The following is a 19,715-nucleotide window of genomic DNA, read 5'->3' as shown; positions in this document are numbered from 1 at the left end:
GGTATGAGTGCAGGAAGGGGAGTTTCGGTAGCCCAGGTCGAAAGTTCAGCGGAAAGGAATGATTCATGGCATAACAAACCTGCTGCAGGCCAGCCACTCAGGTTTTCTGTTCTTGCTCTTTATAAAGGTACTTAATACTCGCTTTATAAATGAGGACCCGGGCTGGAGGCCGAAGCTTGATGCAGTCCTTGTCATACCATTCGATGATGCCTTCAATGCGCTGCCCGTCCTCCAGTACGAAGACCATCGGCGTCTGGGCCAGCATCTGCTTCTGCAAATAAAAGGTCTCTGCATGGGAGCTTTCTTCGGGTACAGGCTGCATTTCCTGATGCGCCAGCAAAGGAGAAGGGCGGCGACGTGGGAACGGGGCTGTTCCCGCGCGGGCCGACAAGGGAGGACGAACCAGCTTCCTTGGCCCAGTCGCTGGAAGGCTTGCAGGGTCAGACGGCGCATTTGCGCTGCTTGTTCCGGGAGCCAGGGCAGAATCTCCGGAACGCAGCCTGCGCGTATCCGGTAAAGAAAGTGCGTCAGCCATATCTTTTCCGTACAGCGTTTTTTAAATTGAGATGCTACTTCCGCCCCGGATGGATATTCCTTCTCCTCAAAGACAGAGTATCCCTCAGATTACAGTTGTAAGCAGTAACTTGACATCAAGAGTAACCCAAATAGGGTCACGAAGAAACAATTTTTCGATGAAATGATTCCGCAATCCTTACCGACTGCAAATCTGTTCGGCAAAGGCATCGAGCGAGAGCGAGCGGAGCAGATTGCGCCGCATCCCTGAGCGCACATGCTGGACGGCCCGCGCTGCGTTTTCCAGCCATTCAAAATGGACCTTCCCGGCAATGCTCGTCAATTCGGGCAGGATGTCCTGGTTGCGGACCAGCGAGGGTTGCCCACTTTGGACCAGCAGAATGTCTTCCAGTAATCCAGAGAAGGCCAGCAACATTCCTTCTGTTTTTCCCTGGCCTTCTGCCCCAGCTCGATATGTTTCCGTCATGCGGAAAAGGGTCGTGTGGTCCGGATCGATCACTGCAAAACGGAGGAGGGTCATCGCGTCCTGACGGGAGGCCAGATATCGATCCAGATCAAAGCCCAGAGCGGCTCCAACAGCTCCTTGCGCCAGACGTGCGACTAAGGAGCGTTGTGCGGGGCGCAGATCGGTACGGCAATCGGCCACAAGCTGCTCCATCTCTCTGAGGTCAAGCGCCCGGAGACGGACAAGGCCGGTACGCGACCGGATGGTAGGCAATAATTCGCCGGGGTTTTCCGCCAGCAGAACGATGGTTGCGTGCGGCGGCGGCTCTTCGAGGACCTTCAACAGGGAATTTGCGGCCTCTTTCATGAATGCTGCACTCGTGAAGATATAGAACGCACGCCTTGCGTCCGAGGGGATCCGGTAAATCTCCCGGATGACCGTCCGGACCTGCCCCAGCTTGATGAGCAGCTGCGGAGGATCGGGAGGAACAACGAGAACATCGGGATGGGTCTGGACAAGGATGCGCGTTTCCTTTTTATCTACTTCGCGCAGTTCTTCACGGGCAGCAATCGCTTCCTCGACGCGGGTTTCCAGTGGCATGGACTCAGCAATCCGCGTACAGTTGCGGCAGGATCCACAAAAATCTGGCAGACCATTGGTTTCCCGTGGCTGGAGACAATTTGCTGCCTGCGCCAGCATCAGGGCCAGCGTGTACTTGCCTGCTCCCCGCGGTCCGGCAAGCACCAGAGCGTGAGGAAGCCTTCCCTGCGCAATGGCCGCCCGCAGTTGTCCCACTGCGGCTTCGTTCCCCCAAAAGTCCTGAAAACCCACAGGATGAGAGTAGCGGGTACGGCCAAGGGGAGCAAGTCGGCAGAGGAAACAAAACCACGAAGCAATGCCTGAAACCATTTTGCCGGACCCTTCCCTATCCGAATGGACGACTGCGGCTTCAGGGAAGGACCTTTTCTCCTGCACGCCTGCCCGGACCCGTTCAATTCCTCTTGAAGGAAGGAACTTATGAAGGCACAACTTTACGGCGCCCTATTGCTGGGCACGCTCTTCCCTCTCACTGCGTATGCTGACTTCCAGTACCAGGAAACAACCCAGATGACTGGCGGCTCTATGTTAGGCATGATGAAAATGGCCAGTGTCTTCAATTCACGCATGCGCCAGCAGGCCAATGCACCCATCGTTTCCACCATCTATGTGCAGAAAAACCGTATGGCCCGGATCAGCCCATACGCTATGGAAATCGTAGACCTGGACAAGGAAACGGTCACCAATGTGGACCTGCAGAAGCACACCTACACCGTAATGACCTTTCAGCAGATGCGGGAAAATATGGAACGCGCCGCGCAAAAGGCGCGCGAGCAGCAGGCACAACAAAAGGGAGAACAACCACAGGCCGCCAATGATACAGACGTGCAGTTCAAAATCAACTTGCGCGATACCGGGGCCACAAAACAGGTCAGCGGACTGGACACCCATGAAACCATTCTGACCATGCAGATGGTCGGCACAGATAGGAAAACCGGGCAGCAGGGAGCATTTGCCATGACGAATGATATGTGGCTTGCCTCAGACATCCCTGGTTACGAAGAGGCCCGAGCGTTCTATCAGCGATTTGCAGCCAAGATGGGAACAGTCTTCAGCGGAAGTGGTATTTCCGCTGAAATGGCAGCCATGCAACCGGCCATGTCGCAGGGAATGTCCGATATGGTGAAGGAAGTCTCGAAGATGAAGGGCATTCCCATCCTGCAGGTCCTGCGTGTGGGCGCTACCGCAAATGGTGACCCTTTGCCGGCAGCCAGTGAGGCCCCTCTGCCCGCTTCCTCTGCCCCGGAAACGCCTTCTGCGGGTGATGTTGCGAAGCAATCGGCTGCTTCCGCGCTCAGCAGCCGCCTGGGCGGGTTTGGACTCGGCGGCTTCGGGCGTAGAAAGCAGCCACCTCAGGACAATACGGCTCCGGCGGACACGCAGACGGCCCAGCCGCAGGCGCAGACAGCGAATGTGCTTATGGAAATGCAGACACAGAGTGGTGGTTTTTCAACCGCACCCATTGATGATGCAAAATTTTCAGTCCCAGCGGGTTACCGGCTGGTGGAGCCTGGATCTCTTTAAAACATTCAGTCCTGCTGCTCCTGCACCATCTTCGCCGTAACCATCCGATGCTGGACCCAATTGTAGGGCGGCACGGTGTGTCCGCGCAGGATAGCGATACCCAACTGAATCAGCCGCGGGCCATAGGTATGGGCTTCATGCGAGACAGAAGCGATGATGGGGCTCTGCGGCTTTTTCATCTCTTCCAGCACCTCCGGGATACAGTCCTGTCCAACAATGGCCACGTTCTTTTCTCGCTGTGCATCCAGTGTGGCCTGCAAAGCTCCCAGGGCGCTGGTGTCGGTGGCCGCGGCTATCAAAATGCGGTCCGCGCGCTGATGACGTCGGAAGAAATCAGCCACCACACGGGCACTGGTCTCGCGCATCCCGCGGCCATCCAGGCGGATGAGCGCTTCCTGCGGTAGGTCCGGCAAGAGCGAGCGGATGCCTTCAAATGCGCCCGTGATGCGGCTCTGCACAAAGCCACCCGCCTCGGCAATATCCAGACCAATTACCCAGTCCACCTTTCTCTTCCACTTCGAGATGGCGTGCTGCGCCAGCAGCTCTCCAGCCTCGTAGCCGACCTGAAAATTGTCTACTCCGAAATAACAGGCATGAGGATGCGGGATATCAATGGCTATCAGCGGAATCCCCGCACGCGAAATAATGTGCGCGATGGTCGGTGCGACGTGCTCCTCAATCTGGAATTCAATCACCAGGTCTACGCCTTCGGCCACAAACTCCCGTGCGTTTTTGATGGCGGTTTCTGCGTCATAGCGGTTGTCGCGGACCAGCAGTTCTACTCCAGACGCGGCTGCGGCTGCTCGCAGGCTGCTGGTCACCGCCTCTGAAAACGGCATCTCCGCGCTCTGTCCTGCAAAGCCGAACCGCATTTTTTTGGGGCGGGAAACCAAACGATATGACCCGTCTGCGGACTGGGCCACATACCCGCGATGCACAAAAGTTTTCAGGATACGATAGACGCTTGTTTTGGAGATGTGCGAGCGCTGGTAAATGGCCTCCAGCGTAATGGGCCGCTTTTCTTCTTCAAGGAGCTCCAGAATGTCGAGCGCTTTGGACAGAATCGGGATAAGATAGAGCCGCTTGATCTTTTGCTGGGCCAAATTGAACCACGCCTCCCAAAGGGCAAGGATGAAAGCGTAAGTATACAGCGAACGTCAGCATTCTCTCATGCCAGTCAGCAGGCCGGACCAGTATGCGAGGCGCTCTCGCGATTGCGCCGCCCCTTCCAGCGCTGCAATCTGCACGGCAAAGTTACCGACAGTCGAACTCTCTGCCACGCCACAGACCAGATCAAGGCCGGTGGCCTGGCTCGTCAGGCGATTTAGGAACTGGTTCTGGCTACCACCACCTACCACGGCAAGCCGATGGAGCTTCTTTCCGCTGAACTCGGCTGCGTTGCGTAAGACCTCTGCATAGCGCGCCGCGAGACTGTGGAAAATCAGCGACGCGAATTCGGGCATCGCCGAGGCACTTTCCTCCAGTGGCGCCAGTCCACGCCGCCTCCGTTGCGCATTGATGCGCGATGCCATCTTTCCGTGCAGTAATAGATCAGGATCATCTACCTCAAGCAGTTCCTGCGGAGCGGGCAAGCGTTCCGCAGCAGCAATCAGGTCAGCCATCGGCCACTCTTGTTCCGGACAGAGCTGTGCCATACACTGCCGCAATAACCACATCCCATTCACGTTTTTATGAAAACAGATCTGCTCTCCTGCCGCGCCCAGATTTGTAAAACCAGCATGAAAGGCCTCGCGAGTGGCGATGGAGCGGTCGAGAAGCACACCTACAAGCGACCAGGTCCCGGAACTGATGTAGGCCCAGTCATCACCATGCAGCGGAATGCCAGCGACAGCAGAAGCAGTATCATGACAGCATGGAGCAACCAGTTTTGCCCGCCGGAAGGCTGCCAAGCTGGAAATTTCACCTTTGACCTCTCCCAGAATGCTGCCCGTGGGGACCAACTCCGGGGCCGAGTTGAGATCCAGACCGCAGCGGCTGAAGATTTCCCTGCTCCATGAGCGCGTCTTTGCATCCACCAGACCAGTGTGTGTGGCATTGGTAAATTCTGAAACGCGCTTTCCTCCGAGGTACATCAGCAGGTATTCGGGCAGATTCACCCACGGCGCACTGTCCGGCAGGCCGGCCAGCTTGTCCGCCACAAGCTGAAAGAGCGTGTTCAGTCGCAGAGGCTGGGCTCCGCCAATCAGGAACAGCTCCTCCGGAGTAATCTGCCTGCGCACCGCGGCCTCGGCGGCTTCGGTTCGGGTATCACGATAACAATACGGCTCTGACCACGGCCTACTTTCCTGGTCCAGGCGGACATAATCCACTGCCCAACCGTCTACACCGATCGAAGCGATTGGTCCCTGGGCCTCTTCTGCGCAAAACCGGAGGCCCCTTTCCACCTCAGCGCAAATCCGACTCAGTTCCCAGCGCAAGGAGCCGCCCTGCTCCACCGGAGCGTTCCGGAAGCGATGCACCAGGTTTATCTGTGGCCGGCCGTCTTTCCAGCACAGCAGCGAGACGCGGCAGCTCTCCGCACCCAGATCGATTGCGACCATCGAGGGAAGGTTCTCTGGCATGGAGTCTTCTCGCTAGCGCAGGAATGCATCGGCCAAACCACCATCCACAGGAATCAGGTGACCGGTGGTGCATGGGGCCTTGGGGCCCGCAAGAAACAAAATGGCCTCGGCACAGATGCGCGGGTCAATCGGCTGGTGCGTCAACGTGCGCTTTGCATAGAACTTTGCCAGCAGGTTCCGCAGGTCATCATCGCTCAGCTTTGCATCAAACGGAATCTCGTATTTTTTGAGCGAGGCAATCACACGGTCGCGCGGAAACATGGTCGAACCCTTTACAACCGTTGCCGGACTGATGCCGTTGACACGCACCAGTGGCGCCTGTGAAACGGCCAGTTCACGCACAAGATGACTCAACGCTGCCTTGCTCACGTCATAGGCCTCGCTTCCCTTTTTCGGGACCACAGCATTGGCCGAGCTGGTCAACACCACATTGGCCGCAAGCCCCTGGTCGCGCAGCAACTTGCCAATCTCATCCACCAGCAGGAAGTTCGCAGTCACATTGATCTCCAGCGTGAGGGCCCATTGCGCTTCTGTAATGACCCCGTCTGGGGAGGAAGGAAAGATGGCAGCCGTATTGACCAGAATATCGAGTCCGCCAAAGGCCTTCACCGTTTCGCGCATTGCGGCGCGAATGGCCTCGCGGCTGCGGATGTCCACGGAAACTGCCAGGGCCGCTTCTTTGCCCGCAACGCTCTTCACTTCCTCTGCAACCCGCTCTGCCCCAGCAAAATCGCGATCGGCAACAACAACATGCGCGCCACGCTCGGCCGCCAGCAGGGCCACTTCCCTGCCGATACCGCTGCCGCCTCCGACGACCAAAGCAATCTGTCGACTCAATTCCTTCTCCGGAGGCTGGCGGCGAATCTTCGCCTCTTCAAGTTTCCAGTATTCGATGCGGAAGGCTTCCGACGCAGGCAGCGCTACGTAATTGTCTTCTACTTTGAAGTCACTGGCCAGCGCAGCCGATCCGCACTGCGGAACGGTTCCTGAAACTCTTCCCTCGTCAAGCGCAGCTGCGCCTTTCATCACATGGATGGCGTTCACATAAAACTCGCCAGTAATGCGTGACTCCGGTTTATTTTTGCCAAAGCTGAACATGCCGATGCCGGGAATGAGCACAACGGTCGGATTGGGATCCCGCATGGCCGGAGAAGAAGGATCGCGATGGCCTTGATAGTAGCTTACGTAATCTTTACGATACTGCTCCAGCCCGGACTCAATCTGTTCTTTCAAAACACTGAGGTCGCTGGCTGGGTCCCAGTCTACAAAGAAGGGACGAATCTTCGTGCGGATGAAGTGGTCAGGGCAGCTGGTGCCCAGGTATGCCAGCTTTGCGGCATCCGTCGAGTTCACAAACTCCAGCACTTCCGGAAGGTCGCAGTAGGTCCCGATGAGCCGCTTCTGCTGGGAAACACGGCCGCGCAAAAAGGGAAGGATCTCCAGCGCCAGATCGCTTCGGTTGTCGAGTGGCCTTCTCTTCTGGCCGCCAAAAATCGCCTTGCCCTTCCTCTGAATATGCTTCTCGATGAAGTCTGTCAGCTCATCAATGATCGTAAGAGTGTTTGCGTAACATTCGCGATGGGTCTCTCCCCAGGTAAATAGCCCGTGTCCGCCGAGGACCACACCATCGCAGCCCGGATTTTCCGCCACAGCACGTTTGAGCATCATGGCCAGCTCAAAGCCTGGACGCTGCCACGTCAGCCAAATGAGCTTGTGGTCGTATTCGCGATTGAACTGCTCCATCTTTTCGCGACCATTGGCCGCCGCTGCCAGCGCAATCGCGCAGTCTGGATGCAGATGGTCTACATGGGCAAAAGGCAGAAAGCCGTGCAGCGGAGTATCAATCGAAGCCGCCACCGGATTGATGCCAAAGGTGCAGAGCGGATAGTAATCCACCATCTCATCCTCAAACTCCGCGCCTTTGTAAAGCGCTTCAAGCGCCAGCAGCTTGTCGAGATATAACGTGGCAAAACCGCTTCGCTTGATGCTGCCCAGGTCTCCGCCGCTTCCTTTCACCCACAGCACCCGCTTTGTGCTGCCGTCAAGAGGATCGGACTGATCGATCTTGGAGCTCGTATTGCCGCCGCCAAAATTGGTAATGCGCAGGTCCGAGCCCAGCAGGTTCGAGCGATAGCGCAGTCGTTCTGGCTCATCCATCCCGGCTGCTTCCGTATCGTTCCAACGGTCTTCCAAATATTTCAGGTTCAGTTTTTTTGCCGGTTCGGCGACGGGAGACATATAAAAGTTCCTTTACTGGTTCTAAGAAGCAATTGAGTCAGATTATACCTATATAGAATCTATTTACCAATAGAAATCATCACGCATAACTGCTCGTGAACGTAGCGTTTCGCGCGCCCCGCTCACGCTCAATCTTTTCCACATACCCGCTTTCGCGAAGCGCACTCAATGGATCTGCCGGCAGACCACGCCGCTCACGCCAGCTCTTCAGCAAGGGACGTACATCTGTCCAAAATGCGTCGCGCAGACACTCCTCAGCTTCCACCGTCCTGGATGCAGACTGCAACTCCGCCAGACGCTCGCGGTCTACAAGAAGCGCTTTGGCATAAAGCTCCTGCGCTGTGACCACGGTCTGCACCATCGCTTCCAGCTTGCCTTTAATGTTATGGCTCTGGTCAATCATGTATGCAACCGATTCAGTTACGTTTCTGTCCGACTCGCTCAGGATCTCATGGAAAATCCGGAACACCTGGTACGGATCAATCGATCCAATGGTCAGGTCATCATCGGCATAGCGGCGGTCGTTGAAATGGAACCCGCCCAGGCGCCGCAGATGCAGAAGCCAGGCGACGATCTGCTCAATGTTCTGTGATTGGTAATGGTGTCCGGTATCTACCAGAACAAAGGCCCGCGGCCCCACGTGTTGCGCCAGATGCGCGGCCATTCCCCAATCGGCGATGTCGGTAAAATAAAACGCCGGTTCAAAGGGCTTGTATTCGATCAAAAGGCGCTGGCCGTCATTCATGGCTTCATGCGTGGCCTGCAGCGCCTCCTCCATCCAGACAATCCGCTTCCGAATACTCTGAGCACCCGGATAATTCGAACCATCGGACACCCATAGGGAAATGTCCTGTGACCCCAGCGCCTTTGCGATCTCAACCGAGTCCAGCAGATGATCTACGGCTTTACGGCGCACAGCAGGGTCCGGATTGCAGATAGACCCGAATTTGTACTCCTGGTCCTGGAACAGGTTTGGATTGATCGAACCGGCCCGGATGCCATATCGGGAGACCATTTGCGTTACCTTTGCCACATCGGCAACACCACCGGGTAGGTCCCACAGCACATGGAGCGCCAGCGAGGGGGTGGCCCCGGTCAGACCATGCACCTGGGCCGCATCTGCAAATTTTTCCTCCAGGGCCGCTGCGGCCCCTGCCTGAAGAAATTTGCCGAACCGCGTGCCGGTATTGGCAAAACCCCAGGAAGGAATTTCAATGACAAAGCCATCTAGCTGATCCAAAACCCGCTCGTAGCGGTCCTCTGTGTGCATTTCATCCTCTTTTCATGACCTGACTCAGGCAAAGCGGAGTGTAGCTCCAATCGCTGTGCATTTTCAATAGAAATTCTATTTCATATTTGTATCCGGGCGTACTATCATTGCGCCGACGGAGTTTAGACCACTTCTTATGACGCGAAAAATATCGCTTTCGACACTCGCGCTTCTGCTGGGTTTGGCCACTTTTTCCCCTGCGCAGCAGACGCCTTCCATCTCAGTGGATTGGAACAAAGTCCTGCTCATTTCCCGGTCCACACCCACCCTTCAGGTTGTCGTAAATCCGATGCTGCGGCGAGGCTCCCCCATCCACGACCAGTCCTTCGCCGCGCTCAAGGCCCTGGGCGCTGATTATGTCCGCTATGTCCCCTGGTTGCCCTATCCCAGGCTCGCCGTGGCGGAACTTGAAAAAGGATCGTGGGATTTTTCTCTCATTGATCCAATGACCACAGATTTTCTCAACGCCACTGAAGGTCATTCCACCATCATGAATTTCAGCACAATACCTGCGTGGCTTTTTAAGACAGACAAGCCCGTCGCGTATCCTGACGATCCCAATCAGGTCACATGGAACTACACGCAGGGAACAGAGCTCAGGGACCCATCAGGCAAGGAGCTGGGCGACTACTATGCGCGTCTGGTGAGCTGGTACACCAAAGGCGGCTTTCTTGACGAAAGCGGCAAAGAGCACCGCTCCGGCTACCATTACAGTTTTCCTTACTGGGAAGTCCTGAATGAGCCCGATTTTGAGCACAAGACAATGCCACAACAGTACACCGAACGCTATGACGCCATTGTTTCCGCCATCCACCGGGTTAGCCCGCAAACAAAGTTTGTGGGCCTTGCGCTTGCCATGGCCGACCGGCCCGACATGTATGAATACTTTCTAAACCATGCGAACCACAAGCCCGGAATCCCGCTCGATTTCATCTCATATCACTTCTATGCCTCTCCGCCGGATGGTCACGATGCCAATGTCTGGCAATATGCCTTTTTCGACCAGGCGGACCGTTTTCTGGCTGAGGTCAAATTTATTGAAGCCATCCGTAAGCGTCTCTCTCCTGAAACCAGGACCGACATCGACGAGCTAGGTGTCATTCTTCCTGGCGACGGCGAAGAGAACGCGCTGGGAAGGGCGCTTCCCTTCACCACCCCTGAAATTTACTGGAATGCTGCCGGGGCCATGTATGCGTATCTTTTTATGGGCCTCGCACGGCAAGGGATTGATGTGATTGGCGAGTCTCAGCTCGTCGGCTATCCATCGCAATTTCCCAGCGTATCCATGATGGACTGGCGTACGGGAAAGCCGAATGCGCGTTATTGGGTGCTGAAGCTTATTCGGGACAATTTCCACGCCGGAGACAAACTCATGGAAACAACCATCTCCCACGACCAGCAAGAGACGGCAGCGCAGGCCTTCCTGACACCTAAAGGCAAAAAGCTGCTTTTGGTCAACAAACGAAACCATCCTGTCGAAGTGGTCCTGCCGCAGGAAGCGGCCCACGCGATGCTGTGGACAGTGGACGAAGCCACCGGGGAAGAAGCGCCGCGGAAATCGCAGGCAGACGGCACGACCGTCACGATGGCTCCCTTTGCTGTCACCGTCGCTACGTGGCCATCAGCACAATAGAAGGGGAAGCACCATGCAGAGAGTCGCATTTATGCTCAAGCTTCGGCCCGGTGCCGGAGACGCCTATGACAAAGCCCATGAGTCCGTCTGGCCAGAGATGCTCACACTGCTCAAGCGCGCCGGGGTCACTGAGTATTCCATTTTCCGGCGTGATGAACTTCTGGTCTTGACCATGCGTGTGGAGGACTTTGAAGATACCTGGAGCAAGATTGAACAGGATCCGGTCAATACGCGCTGGCAGCAAGCCATGGCTGCGTATTTCGCTCCATTGGAAGGACTGCGCCCTGGAGAGCGTTTTCCCATGATGCGCGAGGTCTTTTACCTTCCCTGACACATTATGCTACGGACTCCGGACCCGCTTCTGCAGGAATCGGTTCAATTTTTCCGAGAAGGAAAATGTAGCCAGCGATTCCCGCCGCCAGATACGCAGCAGCAACGCCAAAGGCCAGCGCAAAGGAATGCTGAGCCGAGACCAGATACCCTGTAACCACCGGGGCAGCAATGCCGGAGACCTGATTGGCGAAATTCAGAATGCCACCAAGTTTTCCCACGCTGCCCCGAGGCGCAATCAGCGAGGGCACAGACCAGCCCACCGGAGCAGCGGCGGCAAGGCCACTGATGGAGAGGCTGATCCAGAACAACGCCTGTACGGAAGAATGAGCATAGGCCGCTCCGAAGATGCCCAGTCCCAGGGCCGTTCCACTAATGAGCACAACACGCCGGACGAGGTCCGCATTCCATCCGCGCTGGATCAGCGCATCCACCAGCCAGCCGCCAATCATAAGGTCCGTCACGGTTGCCGCAATCCAGGGCACTCCGGTATAAAGAAACGATTGCATCAGGTCCATGTGCAGGGAACGCGAAAGATAGCTCGGCAGCCAGGTCAAAAGAAGGTAGAACACATAATTGTAGGAGCCGAAGCCCAACGCAAGCCCGATGACCTTTTTTCGGCGCAACAGATATCCCAGGGAAACATGTTCGTCCGGTTGATACACCTGTTTCTCGGCATCTGCTTCAGCAATGTAACGGCTTTCCGCCTCGGTCAGTCCGTCGTCTTCTTTTGGATCGCGGTAGACCAGGGAAAAAAGAAGAAAATAACAGAAGCTGATGAGACCGGTAGCTGCAAAGCTCAGTCGCCAGCCGATACGCAAGAGCAGAAGGCCGATGAGTGGCACGCCAATCGCTGACGCAAATTTTGCCTGGGCATCAAACAGCGCCGTAGCAAAGCTGCGTTCTTTGGCAGGAAACCAGTACCCCACCGCTTTTGCATTTGCCGGAAAGGTCGGCGCCTCTCCGATGCCCAGGAGGAAACGGGCAGCAAAAAAGCCCCCGATGTTTGGCGTAAGGGCAGCGGCAAAAGAAGCCATACTCCACAGGAAGGTGCTGATCCGTCCGACCCGTCGCACACCAAATCTGTCCAGCAGCACACCTACGGGAAGCTGGCATAGGGCATAGGTCCAGTTGTAAGCACCCAGCAGATATCCGTATGTGATGTCAGAAATGCCAAACGCGGCATAGAGTGCATTATGTGCGACGGAAAGGTTTACACGGTCAAAATAGTTGACCAGCACGCCACACGCCAGCAAAAGTGCAATGCGCCAGCGACGGCGTGGTATCCGCTTGTCAGGCAATGGCCCCCCGTTTCTCAACTACCATAGAGTAGAGCATTTCCATGCCGTCCTCACTCCAGAAGATCATCTCTCAGCAGGCCCAGGAGGCCGGTTTTTCTGCCGCCGGAATCGCGGCCGTCCCGGAGCCTGGTTCGCCGGAGGACATCCAGGAGCGCAATCGCTTTACTCGCTGGGTGGAAGAAGGAAATGCGGGCGAAATGGAATATCTCAAGCGGCGGAACGAGGCCGGAGATTACGTACGGTCAACTTTACATGCTGCCGCACCCTGGGCGCGGTCTGTCATTGTCTGTGCCGCCGCCTACCACTCCAACCAACCGCTTTCCATCCAGCCTGCACCCGAGGAATCGGGATGGATTGCGCGCTATGCATGGACGGCACGCGTCGGCAAAGATGATGGCCTCGTGCCCAGTGATTATCACAACGTATTGCGAAAGCGGCTGGAAAAACTGGACGCTGCCCTCAAAACACACCTGGGACCTTTTCAATCACGCTGCTATGTGGACACCGGCCCTGTGGTGGAGCGCGTCTATGCCCGATATGCAGGAATCGGCTGGACCGGGAAAAACACCTGTATCCTCAACCAGAAGCTTGGCTCGTGGACCTTTCTGGGAGTCATTCTGACTTCACTTCCTGTTCCTCCGGAGCAGCGTGCCGCATTTGCCGCTGACCGCTGCGGAAGCTGCACCCGCTGCCTGGATGCCTGCCCCACAGGGGCGCTTACTGGCCCCCGTCAGATGGATGCCAGCCGCTGCATCTCCTATCTGACCATCGAGAAGCGCGGCGCAATTCCTCTGGAGCTACGCGAAGGAATCGGACGGCAGGTCTTCGGATGCGACATCTGTCAGGACGTCTGCCCCTGGAACCGCAAAGCGCCCATCGCCGCTGACCCGGAGCTCCAACCCCGGACCGAGCTGGTAAATCCCTCCCTGGACTGGCTGGCGGAAATTGGTCCGGAAGACTTCGCCAGACTTTTCTACGGCTCACCGGTGAAGCGGACAAAATTGCAGGGCCTGCGCCGCAATATCGCTATCGCGATGGGAAATAGCCGTCTGAAACGTTTCCTGCCTAAACTTCAGGAATGGTCCAGAGAGGATGACCCGGTACTGGCTGAGGCAGCCCAATGGGCCATGCAGAAGATCGCTGGCAAGGATTCACTCCATTAAACTATTTATTTTTAGTAAAAGGTCTTTTGGATGGACTGGCTTTGCAAGCAGAGTAAAGTTCATCTCCGCAATGCGCTTATCTTTGAGAATGCTGGCCGACGATGCATGGCCTGAAAACAACAGAACCCTGCACCCAGGACAAATTTTTCTGATCTCAATCCCCAGCTCGATACCGGACATCTGGGGCATTCTTACATCCGTAACCAAGAGATCCGGGAGACGAATTTTGGTATAGTTCAGGGCCTGCAACGGATCCATAAATGGGATGGCGGAATAGCCGTGTGTAAGCAAAATCGTGGCCAGCGTTTCCGCGATGACCACCTCATCATCAACAACGAAAACCGTAGGAGCAGATTTAGGCATCCAGTTTTTCCATTTATGAAATATCTACATATTGCATGAGCTGTATGTTGTTGAAAAGTAATCGAATCGAAAGTATCCATGGAAGCCGCTTTTCCTATGCACTTTCGGGAAGACGACTTGGCTTACCATTTTTCACAAATGGAAAGGTTTGAATCAGGCCAGCTCGCTTTGAAAATGCACGAACTCTTCCGGCTTGTGGATTGCACTCTTTTTAGACCCGGGGAAATTTCAAAGGAACATGTATCGCGGTCTTCATTCTGTGCGGAGGGAGGGTCCACAGAAATGAAGACCTGCGGTCATCAAAGCTGCGGGGCGGTCAAGACCCCGGAAATGATCTGATCAATTGTTGCGTACAACATTTGCCGCGCTAAGTCCTTTGGGACCCTGCTGGCATTCAAACTCCACAGATTCGCCTTCATTCAAAGTTTTATATCCAGAATCCTGAATGGCCGAGAAATGTACAAAGACATCCTCACCTGTCGAACGCTGGATGAATCCATAGCCCTTGGCTCCGTTGAACCACTTCACGACACCACGCTCTTTCACGCGTACTCCTTTCGTTAAGGTTTCAGGAAAGGTCTCTCCAAAATGCCAAAGGCCGCCACTTCTGCAAGCGGCAGCCTTTCAATTCAGAGCAGTTTTCCTGAAACGAACACCCAACACAAAACGGCCTTCCAACAAATGTTCCTCTGCCCCAAAAGCGGGGCTGTGCCCTATGTTATGTAGGAATTTTGCCGCAAAATCAAGTAAAAAATGCACTTAAATGGCACAATTTTCAGTGAGTTACGAAGGGACAGTGGCCTTTGGTAATCTCAAAGCATGGAAATGTCTAAAAGGGTCCAGGGCCTTGGACGGCCCAGCATGTCCTTCGGTCACCCATTTCTGAAATGCGGTTGTCTTGCCTGGACGGACCAGCACGCCGGACACATGTTTATGATGAAAAACAGAGCCAATGCCTGAAAAAGATGCCGTTCCACCTTTGGCAAAACCACCCAGACACAGTCATGGACTCCGGAACCAGATCGTTTCCCTTGTCCGCTATCTGACACAGACCGAGGTCCATACCTATGCTTTTAGCGTCGCGGCCAATGCCATCCTCTCTCTTTTTCCGTTTATTGTGCTGATGTTCACGCTGGCGCGCAGGATCTTTCACTCGCAGGCCATGGAAGATGTCATTGCTGACATGCTGCGCTACTTTCTCCCCTCCAACCAGGACTTCGTGGTCCGGAACATGAGCCTGCTTGCAACACCCCGGGGTGGAGTGCAGGTCCTCTCCATCCTGATGCTTCTCATCTCCTCTACCGGCGTCTTTCTGCCTCTCGAAGTCGCATTGAACCGGGTCTGGCAGGTGGCAAAAAACCGCAGCTATGGAATGAACCAGATGATCTCTCTGGGACTGGCTTTAGGCATGGGCCTGCTGGCACTCACTTCGATTGCCTTCACCGCCGCCCAGGGAGCAGTACTGAAGTTTCTCTTCTTTGGAAAGACCAACAACTTCGTCTATCTGTTCCTGGAGCGGAGTTTTCTGCGCATTTCTGCGGCGTTTTTGAGCGTTGCTGTTTTTTCCATCGTGTACTGGGTACTACCCAACCGGAAACTACCGCTCCGGGCAGTACTTCCAACCGGTATCGTCACTGGATTGATTTGGGAAGGGGCCAAAGTGTTGTTTGTAAAGCTGCTGCCCTGGCTCGATCTCCGTTCGGTATATGGACCTTTTTCTGTTTCCGTAACGTTGATGATGTGGGCATTTCTTACCGGCCTGATCCTGCTTGCCGGAGCGCAATATTCTGCGACTCGCTATGCGCTGCGCGTGGCCCACGAGGCCGACCTTGAGCGGAAGCAGGAACAAACCTCTACTCAGGGCTGAAGGTTGATCATGGTTCCTGTATGTCCGGTCAGGTGAAGCTTCCGAAAACGCGCTCCTTTCGCATGGGCAAGAAAGACGCCTTTCTGGCAGGTCCCGGTAACATTTTCCAGCACAAACCCGTGCAGGGGCTTCTCTGGAGAAATTTCAGTTGCTTTCACAAGCACAGGAACATCGTCCACATGAATGTTGGAGAACCGGAAGTTTTCCGCGGAGGGAATGCCCTCGCTGCCGGGAACCGGTGCCTGGTCTTGCAGTCCCGAACTGAGCAGGTTGATGCGGAGAAACCCGCCTTCCATCCCGGAAACATCCAGGTCGTCGGCCACAATATCTTTGATAAACGCACCTCGCCCTTCCCGGCTCTTAATGTAGATGGCATAGCTGCGGGCATGAGTAAACCGGCAATGCTCGATGCGCACATTGCGAATTCCACCGGATGTCTCGCTGCCAATTCCGATGCATGCAAAAAGCGAATCTGCAAAAGTGCAGTTCGTAATGCGTACGTCTTCCGTCGTCCGCATGAGGGAATGCCCTTCGCTGCCCCGGCCGGACTTCAGAGAAATGCAGTCATCCCCGGTGGAAATATCACAATGATCAATCCATACGCGCTTACAGGAATCCACGTCGATACCGTCGCCATTGCCTCCGCTGCTGCGTATGGTCAGATTGCGGATGGTGACATCTTCACAATAGGTAGGATGCACGGACCACATGCGCTCGTAGCTGGTAGAAAATCCTTCAAGCCGAACATTCCGGCATGAAATCAGCTCAATGAGGGCCGGATGCCGCAGGGGGTCCCGCTGATTTGGTCTTCCACCCAGTGCTGGATTTCCGATGATCTTTCCGCTACCAGTTACAGCGATCTGCTCGGCGTCTATGGCGTAGACCAGGCCGATATGTCCGGCAATCCACTTCCCCTCCCAACGCACCTGGGTTACGGGATAGTCAGTCCAATCAGGGCTTCCCAGGAGCACGGCATCGTGATCGATCCGCAAGGTCGTTTGGGATCGTAACTGGATGGCTCCGGTCAGATAATTCCCAGAGGAGAGGAAAACTTCGCCACCCCCCATGACATGACAGCGATCGATTGCCTGCTGAATGGCTGAGGTGTCCTTGGTTTTTCCGTCTCCTGCCGCGCCAAAATCACGAGCGTCAAATAGATTGCGATTCGAAGCGGATTTTGCCCGCGGGACATTTTCCGCTCCATGCAAGGAGAAAAAGCTGCCTGAAGAAGTAACAGCAACAGCCCCGGCCGCCTTCAAAAAATCGCGGCGTTTCAAAAGTGTCATATAAATTTTCAGTGTGAGGTCTGACCACATGAATTGTCAAAGATTCACTTGACCTGTTCATAATTAAGATTTCCAGCTATGAAGCCCTTCCACCTTGACAACAGGCCCTATATGGTCAAACCTCAGAAAGCATACGATGGACAGAAGACGCTTTCTTCAAACGGGAATCCTGGCCTTCGGCGGATACAGGTTATTTGCTGAAAGTCAGCAGGTCCTGCAACCTGACGATTTGCAATTCAGCACGGACGATGGGCGCCTGATGCACACCTATGAAGCGGCGCTCTCTGTGCTTCATGGAAACATCACGCAGTTGCATCCTTACTCCGCTTCGGTACTGGTCGAAGGGAGCGTGTATCCCGGCGTGTGGCTGGAATGCGCGCCGCAGGAAGGCGAAGTTTACAGTGCGCTCTGCCCGGACATCGCCCGCAACAACCATATGATTTTCTTCTCTCTGCAAAAGGAAGATGGGCAGCTACCATGCAGCATAAAGAAGGACTCCGTTGGCTTTGGGCAAATTCAGATGGTCGTACCGATCGCTGCTACGGCATGGGAAATGGCCCAGAGGTTTCAAGACAATGAACTGCTCGAAAAGGCCTATGTTGCGTGCAGCCGCTGGGATGCATGGCTGCTCCGTTACCGCAATACGCGGGGCACGGGACTGTGCGAAGGCTTTTGCACCTACGATACAGGTCACGACAACAGCCCGCGCTGGAAGGGAGTTCCTAATCGCTGCCCGGATGCGGACGCCCGTAAGTGCCTACCTGTTCCGGGAATGCCGCGTCTGTGCCCTGATTTGTCAGCTACTGTTTACGGCGGCAGAGTGGCGCTGGCTGCCATGGCCAAGGCCCTCGGAAAGCAGAGTGAGGCCGACCGCTGGGCTGAAGAGGCAGAGCACATCCGCAAACTCATCATCGCAAAGCTCTACTGCCCGGAAGACGCTGCTTTTTACGATCTCGACACGGACGGTCATTTTGTTCGCATTCGCGGAGATGTGATTTCCCGCGTCCTTGGAGAGCACGTTGTCGATGCCAAGCTCTTTGCAGCAATCTACGAACGGCAGATTCACAACCCAAAGGCATTCTGGGCACCCTATCCACTACCCTCCATTGCACTCGATGATCCTGATTTTGTGCGTCCAATTCCGCGCAACTCATGGGGAGGAGCGTCGCAGGCCCTCACCGCACTGCGTGCGCCGCGCTGGATGGAGCACTACGGCAAACCGGCTGATCTTGCCTGGATGATGCAGCGCTGGGTTGAAGCCATCAGCCGCCACGCAGAATTTCGTCAGCAGATGGACCCGCTGACTGGCGAATTTACACAGATAGATCCAGGCGGCTATTCACCGGCGGCACTGGTCTTCTTAGATTATGTCTGGCGCCTTTCCGGCGTGCGTCAGCAAGGCGAATTCATTGAGTGGAACATCCGCCCTGTTTCACCCTCCGGACAATCCACCTTCAAAGCCAAAGTGCACGGCGTGAGCGCTGAGCTTCATTATCAGGGAAGTCTTGCGCAATTGTGTCTGGGTGGGAAAAGCCTGGCCACCGTCTCCGGACGGGTGCGTCTGTTGACTTCTTCCTCCGGAAAACTTCTCAAGGCTGTTGGGACCTCTGAAAATGAAGAGCATATCCTGTTAGCACTGGAAGATAGAAAACAAAGGACCTTCCGCATCCGGCCCAATGTTTCTTTCGACCTGGGCGACCCTACATAGCTCTCCAGCGCACGCGTTTGTATCTCAATTTCAAAATCCTTCTTTGACCAGTGTGGCCCGTGTAGGCGTCCACGTGAGTCTGTAGCGGTTGCCTTTACGCACATTGGCCACCACACTGGGAAGAAAGCAGGCAATACAAGTTCCTCCTTTACGGCGGACGCTCGGATAGATGACGCCAAGGGACCCGTGCTGCAGCAAATGAAGCGTCAATTTCTGGGATTCTACATAACTGTCCGGGGCCAGACATGCATGAAAGCGTCCCGGCGTTACCGCCTCTGCCCGCAGGTCATGGAAGCTGCCGGTGAAATCTGCCAGATATTCGTCATACTGTATCTCTTCGCGTTCTTTCCAGTTAATTTCGGCAAACTCAACCGATTTGTGAAAAATGATCTCAGCCTTGGCCGTCGCCAGTTCAAACCCCGCGTACCAAGCTCCGCGGTCCGGTGTGGAAAAACGCGCTCCGAGCGGGTGAGGATGGGTGAATGCTGCGTTGATTATGCGATAGTGCGGTACGTGAAAAACCAGCTCGCGCTGCGTAATTCCGGGGCGAAGATTTTCCTCCGCTTCCAGCCGGGCGTTGGTGGCGTTGTCCAGCTCAAAGATGTGCTGCAGATGATGATCGTCGTCAGCGATCCGAGTCAGGACCGATTCTAGGTTGCTGCTGTACTTGGCAGGAATCAACCGATGCGTATCGAAACGGCGCAGCTGGACCAGCGGAGGCAGCGAAGGGTCCGCCGAGAGGGCCTCAGCCAGAGGAATTTCCGGATGCGCTTCCATCTGCGCGCGAACCGAGGGGAGCGGATGTTTCACAGAAGCCTTGGACATGTAGAAATCAGGATAATCGACTGTGAATCCGCTCTTGAAGCGCGCTCCC

17 protein-coding genes are annotated in these 19,715 nt (G+C 55.4%); 6 read left to right on the top strand and 11 right to left on the bottom strand.

The window, feature by feature from the left end; translation table 11 throughout:
• Positions 1–97 precede the first annotated feature (97 nt).
• Both N655_RS19995 and N655_RS0113705 read right to left on the bottom strand, forming a co-directional pair.
• The gene (locus N655_RS19995) at positions 98–535 is read right to left on the bottom strand and encodes an LSm family protein (protein WP_049961444.1); all 438 of its coding nucleotides are present in this window, start codon (positions 533–535) and stop codon (positions 98–100) included.
• A gap of 177 nt (positions 536–712) precedes the next feature.
• The gene (locus N655_RS0113705) at positions 713–1,888 is read right to left on the bottom strand and encodes a DNA polymerase III subunit (RefSeq protein ID WP_081823826.1); all 1,176 of its coding nucleotides are present in this window, start codon (positions 1,886–1,888) and stop codon (positions 713–715) included.
• 108 nt (positions 1,889–1,996) lie between these two features.
• On the opposite strand from N655_RS0113705, the gene N655_RS0113700 reads away from it, so the two are divergent.
• On the top strand, positions 1,997–3,100 hold the full coding sequence (locus tag N655_RS0113700) for a hypothetical protein (protein ID WP_026443436.1): 1,104 nt from the start codon (positions 1,997–1,999) through the stop codon (positions 3,098–3,100).
• Between the two features lie 5 nt (positions 3,101–3,105).
• Here the strand turns inward: N655_RS0113700 and N655_RS0113695 are convergent, their stop codons facing one another.
• The 4 genes from N655_RS0113695 to N655_RS0113680 all read right to left on the bottom strand — a co-directional run bounded on the left by N655_RS0113695 (position 3,106) and on the right by N655_RS0113680 (position 9,190).
• The gene (locus N655_RS0113695) at positions 3,106–4,203 is read right to left on the bottom strand and encodes a substrate-binding domain-containing protein (RefSeq protein WP_026443435.1); all 1,098 of its coding nucleotides are present in this window, start codon (positions 4,201–4,203) and stop codon (positions 3,106–3,108) included.
• A gap of 54 nt (positions 4,204–4,257) precedes the next feature.
• Positions 4,258–5,682 carry a rhamnulokinase gene (locus N655_RS19080; protein WP_044934719.1) on the bottom strand — a complete coding sequence of 475 codons (1,425 nt, stop codon included), beginning with the start codon at positions 5,680–5,682 and terminating at the stop codon, positions 4,258–4,260.
• A 12-nt stretch (positions 5,683–5,694) separates the two neighbouring features.
• Positions 5,695–7,920 (bottom strand): bifunctional rhamnulose-1-phosphate aldolase/short-chain dehydrogenase, encoded by a 2,226-nt coding sequence (locus N655_RS0113685; protein ID WP_044934716.1) that lies wholly within the window; start codon positions 7,918–7,920, stop codon positions 5,695–5,697.
• Positions 7,921–7,999: 79 nt separating this feature from the next.
• Positions 8,000–9,190 (bottom strand): sugar isomerase, encoded by a 1,191-nt coding sequence (locus N655_RS0113680; RefSeq protein ID WP_026443433.1) that lies wholly within the window; start codon positions 9,188–9,190, stop codon positions 8,000–8,002.
• A gap of 136 nt (positions 9,191–9,326) precedes the next feature.
• Here N655_RS0113680 and N655_RS0113675 point away from each other — a divergent pair, with 136 nt between their 5' ends.
• Positions 9,327–10,823, top strand: coding sequence for a GH39 family glycosyl hydrolase (locus N655_RS0113675; RefSeq protein WP_026443432.1), 1,497 nt, complete (start codon positions 9,327–9,329; stop codon positions 10,821–10,823).
• 13 nt (positions 10,824–10,836) lie between these two features.
• On the top strand, positions 10,837–11,154 hold the full coding sequence (locus tag N655_RS0113670; RefSeq protein WP_026443431.1) for an L-rhamnose mutarotase: 318 nt from the start codon (positions 10,837–10,839) through the stop codon (positions 11,152–11,154).
• A gap of 4 nt (positions 11,155–11,158) precedes the next feature.
• Here N655_RS0113670 and N655_RS0113665 read toward each other — a convergent pair whose 3' ends face one another.
• Positions 11,159–12,454: an MFS transporter gene (locus tag N655_RS0113665; RefSeq protein WP_026443430.1), complete on the bottom strand. Its 1,296-nt coding sequence runs from the start codon at positions 12,452–12,454 to the stop codon at positions 11,159–11,161.
• Positions 12,455–12,495: 41 nt separating this feature from the next.
• Between N655_RS0113665 and queG the strand changes: the two genes are divergently transcribed.
• Complete coding sequence (queG, locus tag N655_RS0113660; protein WP_026443429.1) at positions 12,496–13,617, top strand: tRNA epoxyqueuosine(34) reductase QueG; 1,122 nt, start codon at positions 12,496–12,498, stop codon at positions 13,615–13,617.
• Here the strand turns inward: queG and N655_RS0113655 are convergent.
• Positions 13,606–13,980 carry a response regulator gene (locus N655_RS0113655; protein ID WP_026443428.1) on the bottom strand — a complete coding sequence of 125 codons (375 nt, stop codon included), beginning with the start codon at positions 13,978–13,980 and terminating at the stop codon, positions 13,606–13,608. The genes queG and N655_RS0113655 overlap by 12 nt on opposite strands.
• 339 nt (positions 13,981–14,319) lie before the next feature.
• Complete coding sequence (locus N655_RS0113645) at positions 14,320–14,526, bottom strand: cold-shock protein (RefSeq protein WP_026443426.1); 207 nt, start codon at positions 14,524–14,526, stop codon at positions 14,320–14,322.
• Positions 14,527–14,932: 406 nt separating this feature from the next.
• Here N655_RS0113645 and N655_RS19075 point away from each other — a divergent pair, with 406 nt between their 5' ends.
• Entirely contained in the window at positions 14,933–15,847 is a 915-nt protein-coding gene (locus N655_RS19075; RefSeq protein WP_044934714.1) for a YihY/virulence factor BrkB family protein, read from the top strand.
• Here the strand turns inward: N655_RS19075 and N655_RS19070 are convergent.
• A complete protein-coding gene (locus tag N655_RS19070; RefSeq protein WP_049961442.1) occupies positions 15,838–17,133 on the bottom strand; it encodes a glycoside hydrolase family 28 protein in 1,296 nt (431 codons plus the stop codon). The genes N655_RS19075 and N655_RS19070 overlap by 10 nt on opposite strands.
• 136 nt (positions 17,134–17,269) lie before the next feature.
• On the opposite strand from N655_RS19070, the gene N655_RS19065 reads away from it, so the two are divergent.
• Positions 17,270–18,841 carry an MGH1-like glycoside hydrolase domain-containing protein gene (locus N655_RS19065; RefSeq protein ID WP_069955831.1) on the top strand — a complete coding sequence of 524 codons (1,572 nt, stop codon included), beginning with the start codon at positions 17,270–17,272 and terminating at the stop codon, positions 18,839–18,841.
• Between the two features lie 30 nt (positions 18,842–18,871).
• Here N655_RS19065 and N655_RS0113620 read toward each other — a convergent pair whose 3' ends face one another.
• Positions 18,872–19,651 carry an RES family NAD+ phosphorylase gene (locus tag N655_RS0113620; protein WP_202900340.1) on the bottom strand — a complete coding sequence of 260 codons (780 nt, stop codon included), beginning with the start codon at positions 19,649–19,651 and terminating at the stop codon, positions 18,872–18,874.
• Positions 19,652–19,715: the final 64 nt, after the last annotated feature.

This window comes from Pseudacidobacterium ailaaui (genome assembly GCF_000688455.1).
Classification (GTDB): domain Bacteria; phylum Acidobacteriota; class Terriglobia; order Terriglobales; family Acidobacteriaceae; genus Pseudacidobacterium; species Pseudacidobacterium ailaaui.
The sequence above is the reverse complement of the archived record's forward strand: the minus strand, read 5'-3'. Positions and strand labels throughout refer to the sequence as shown.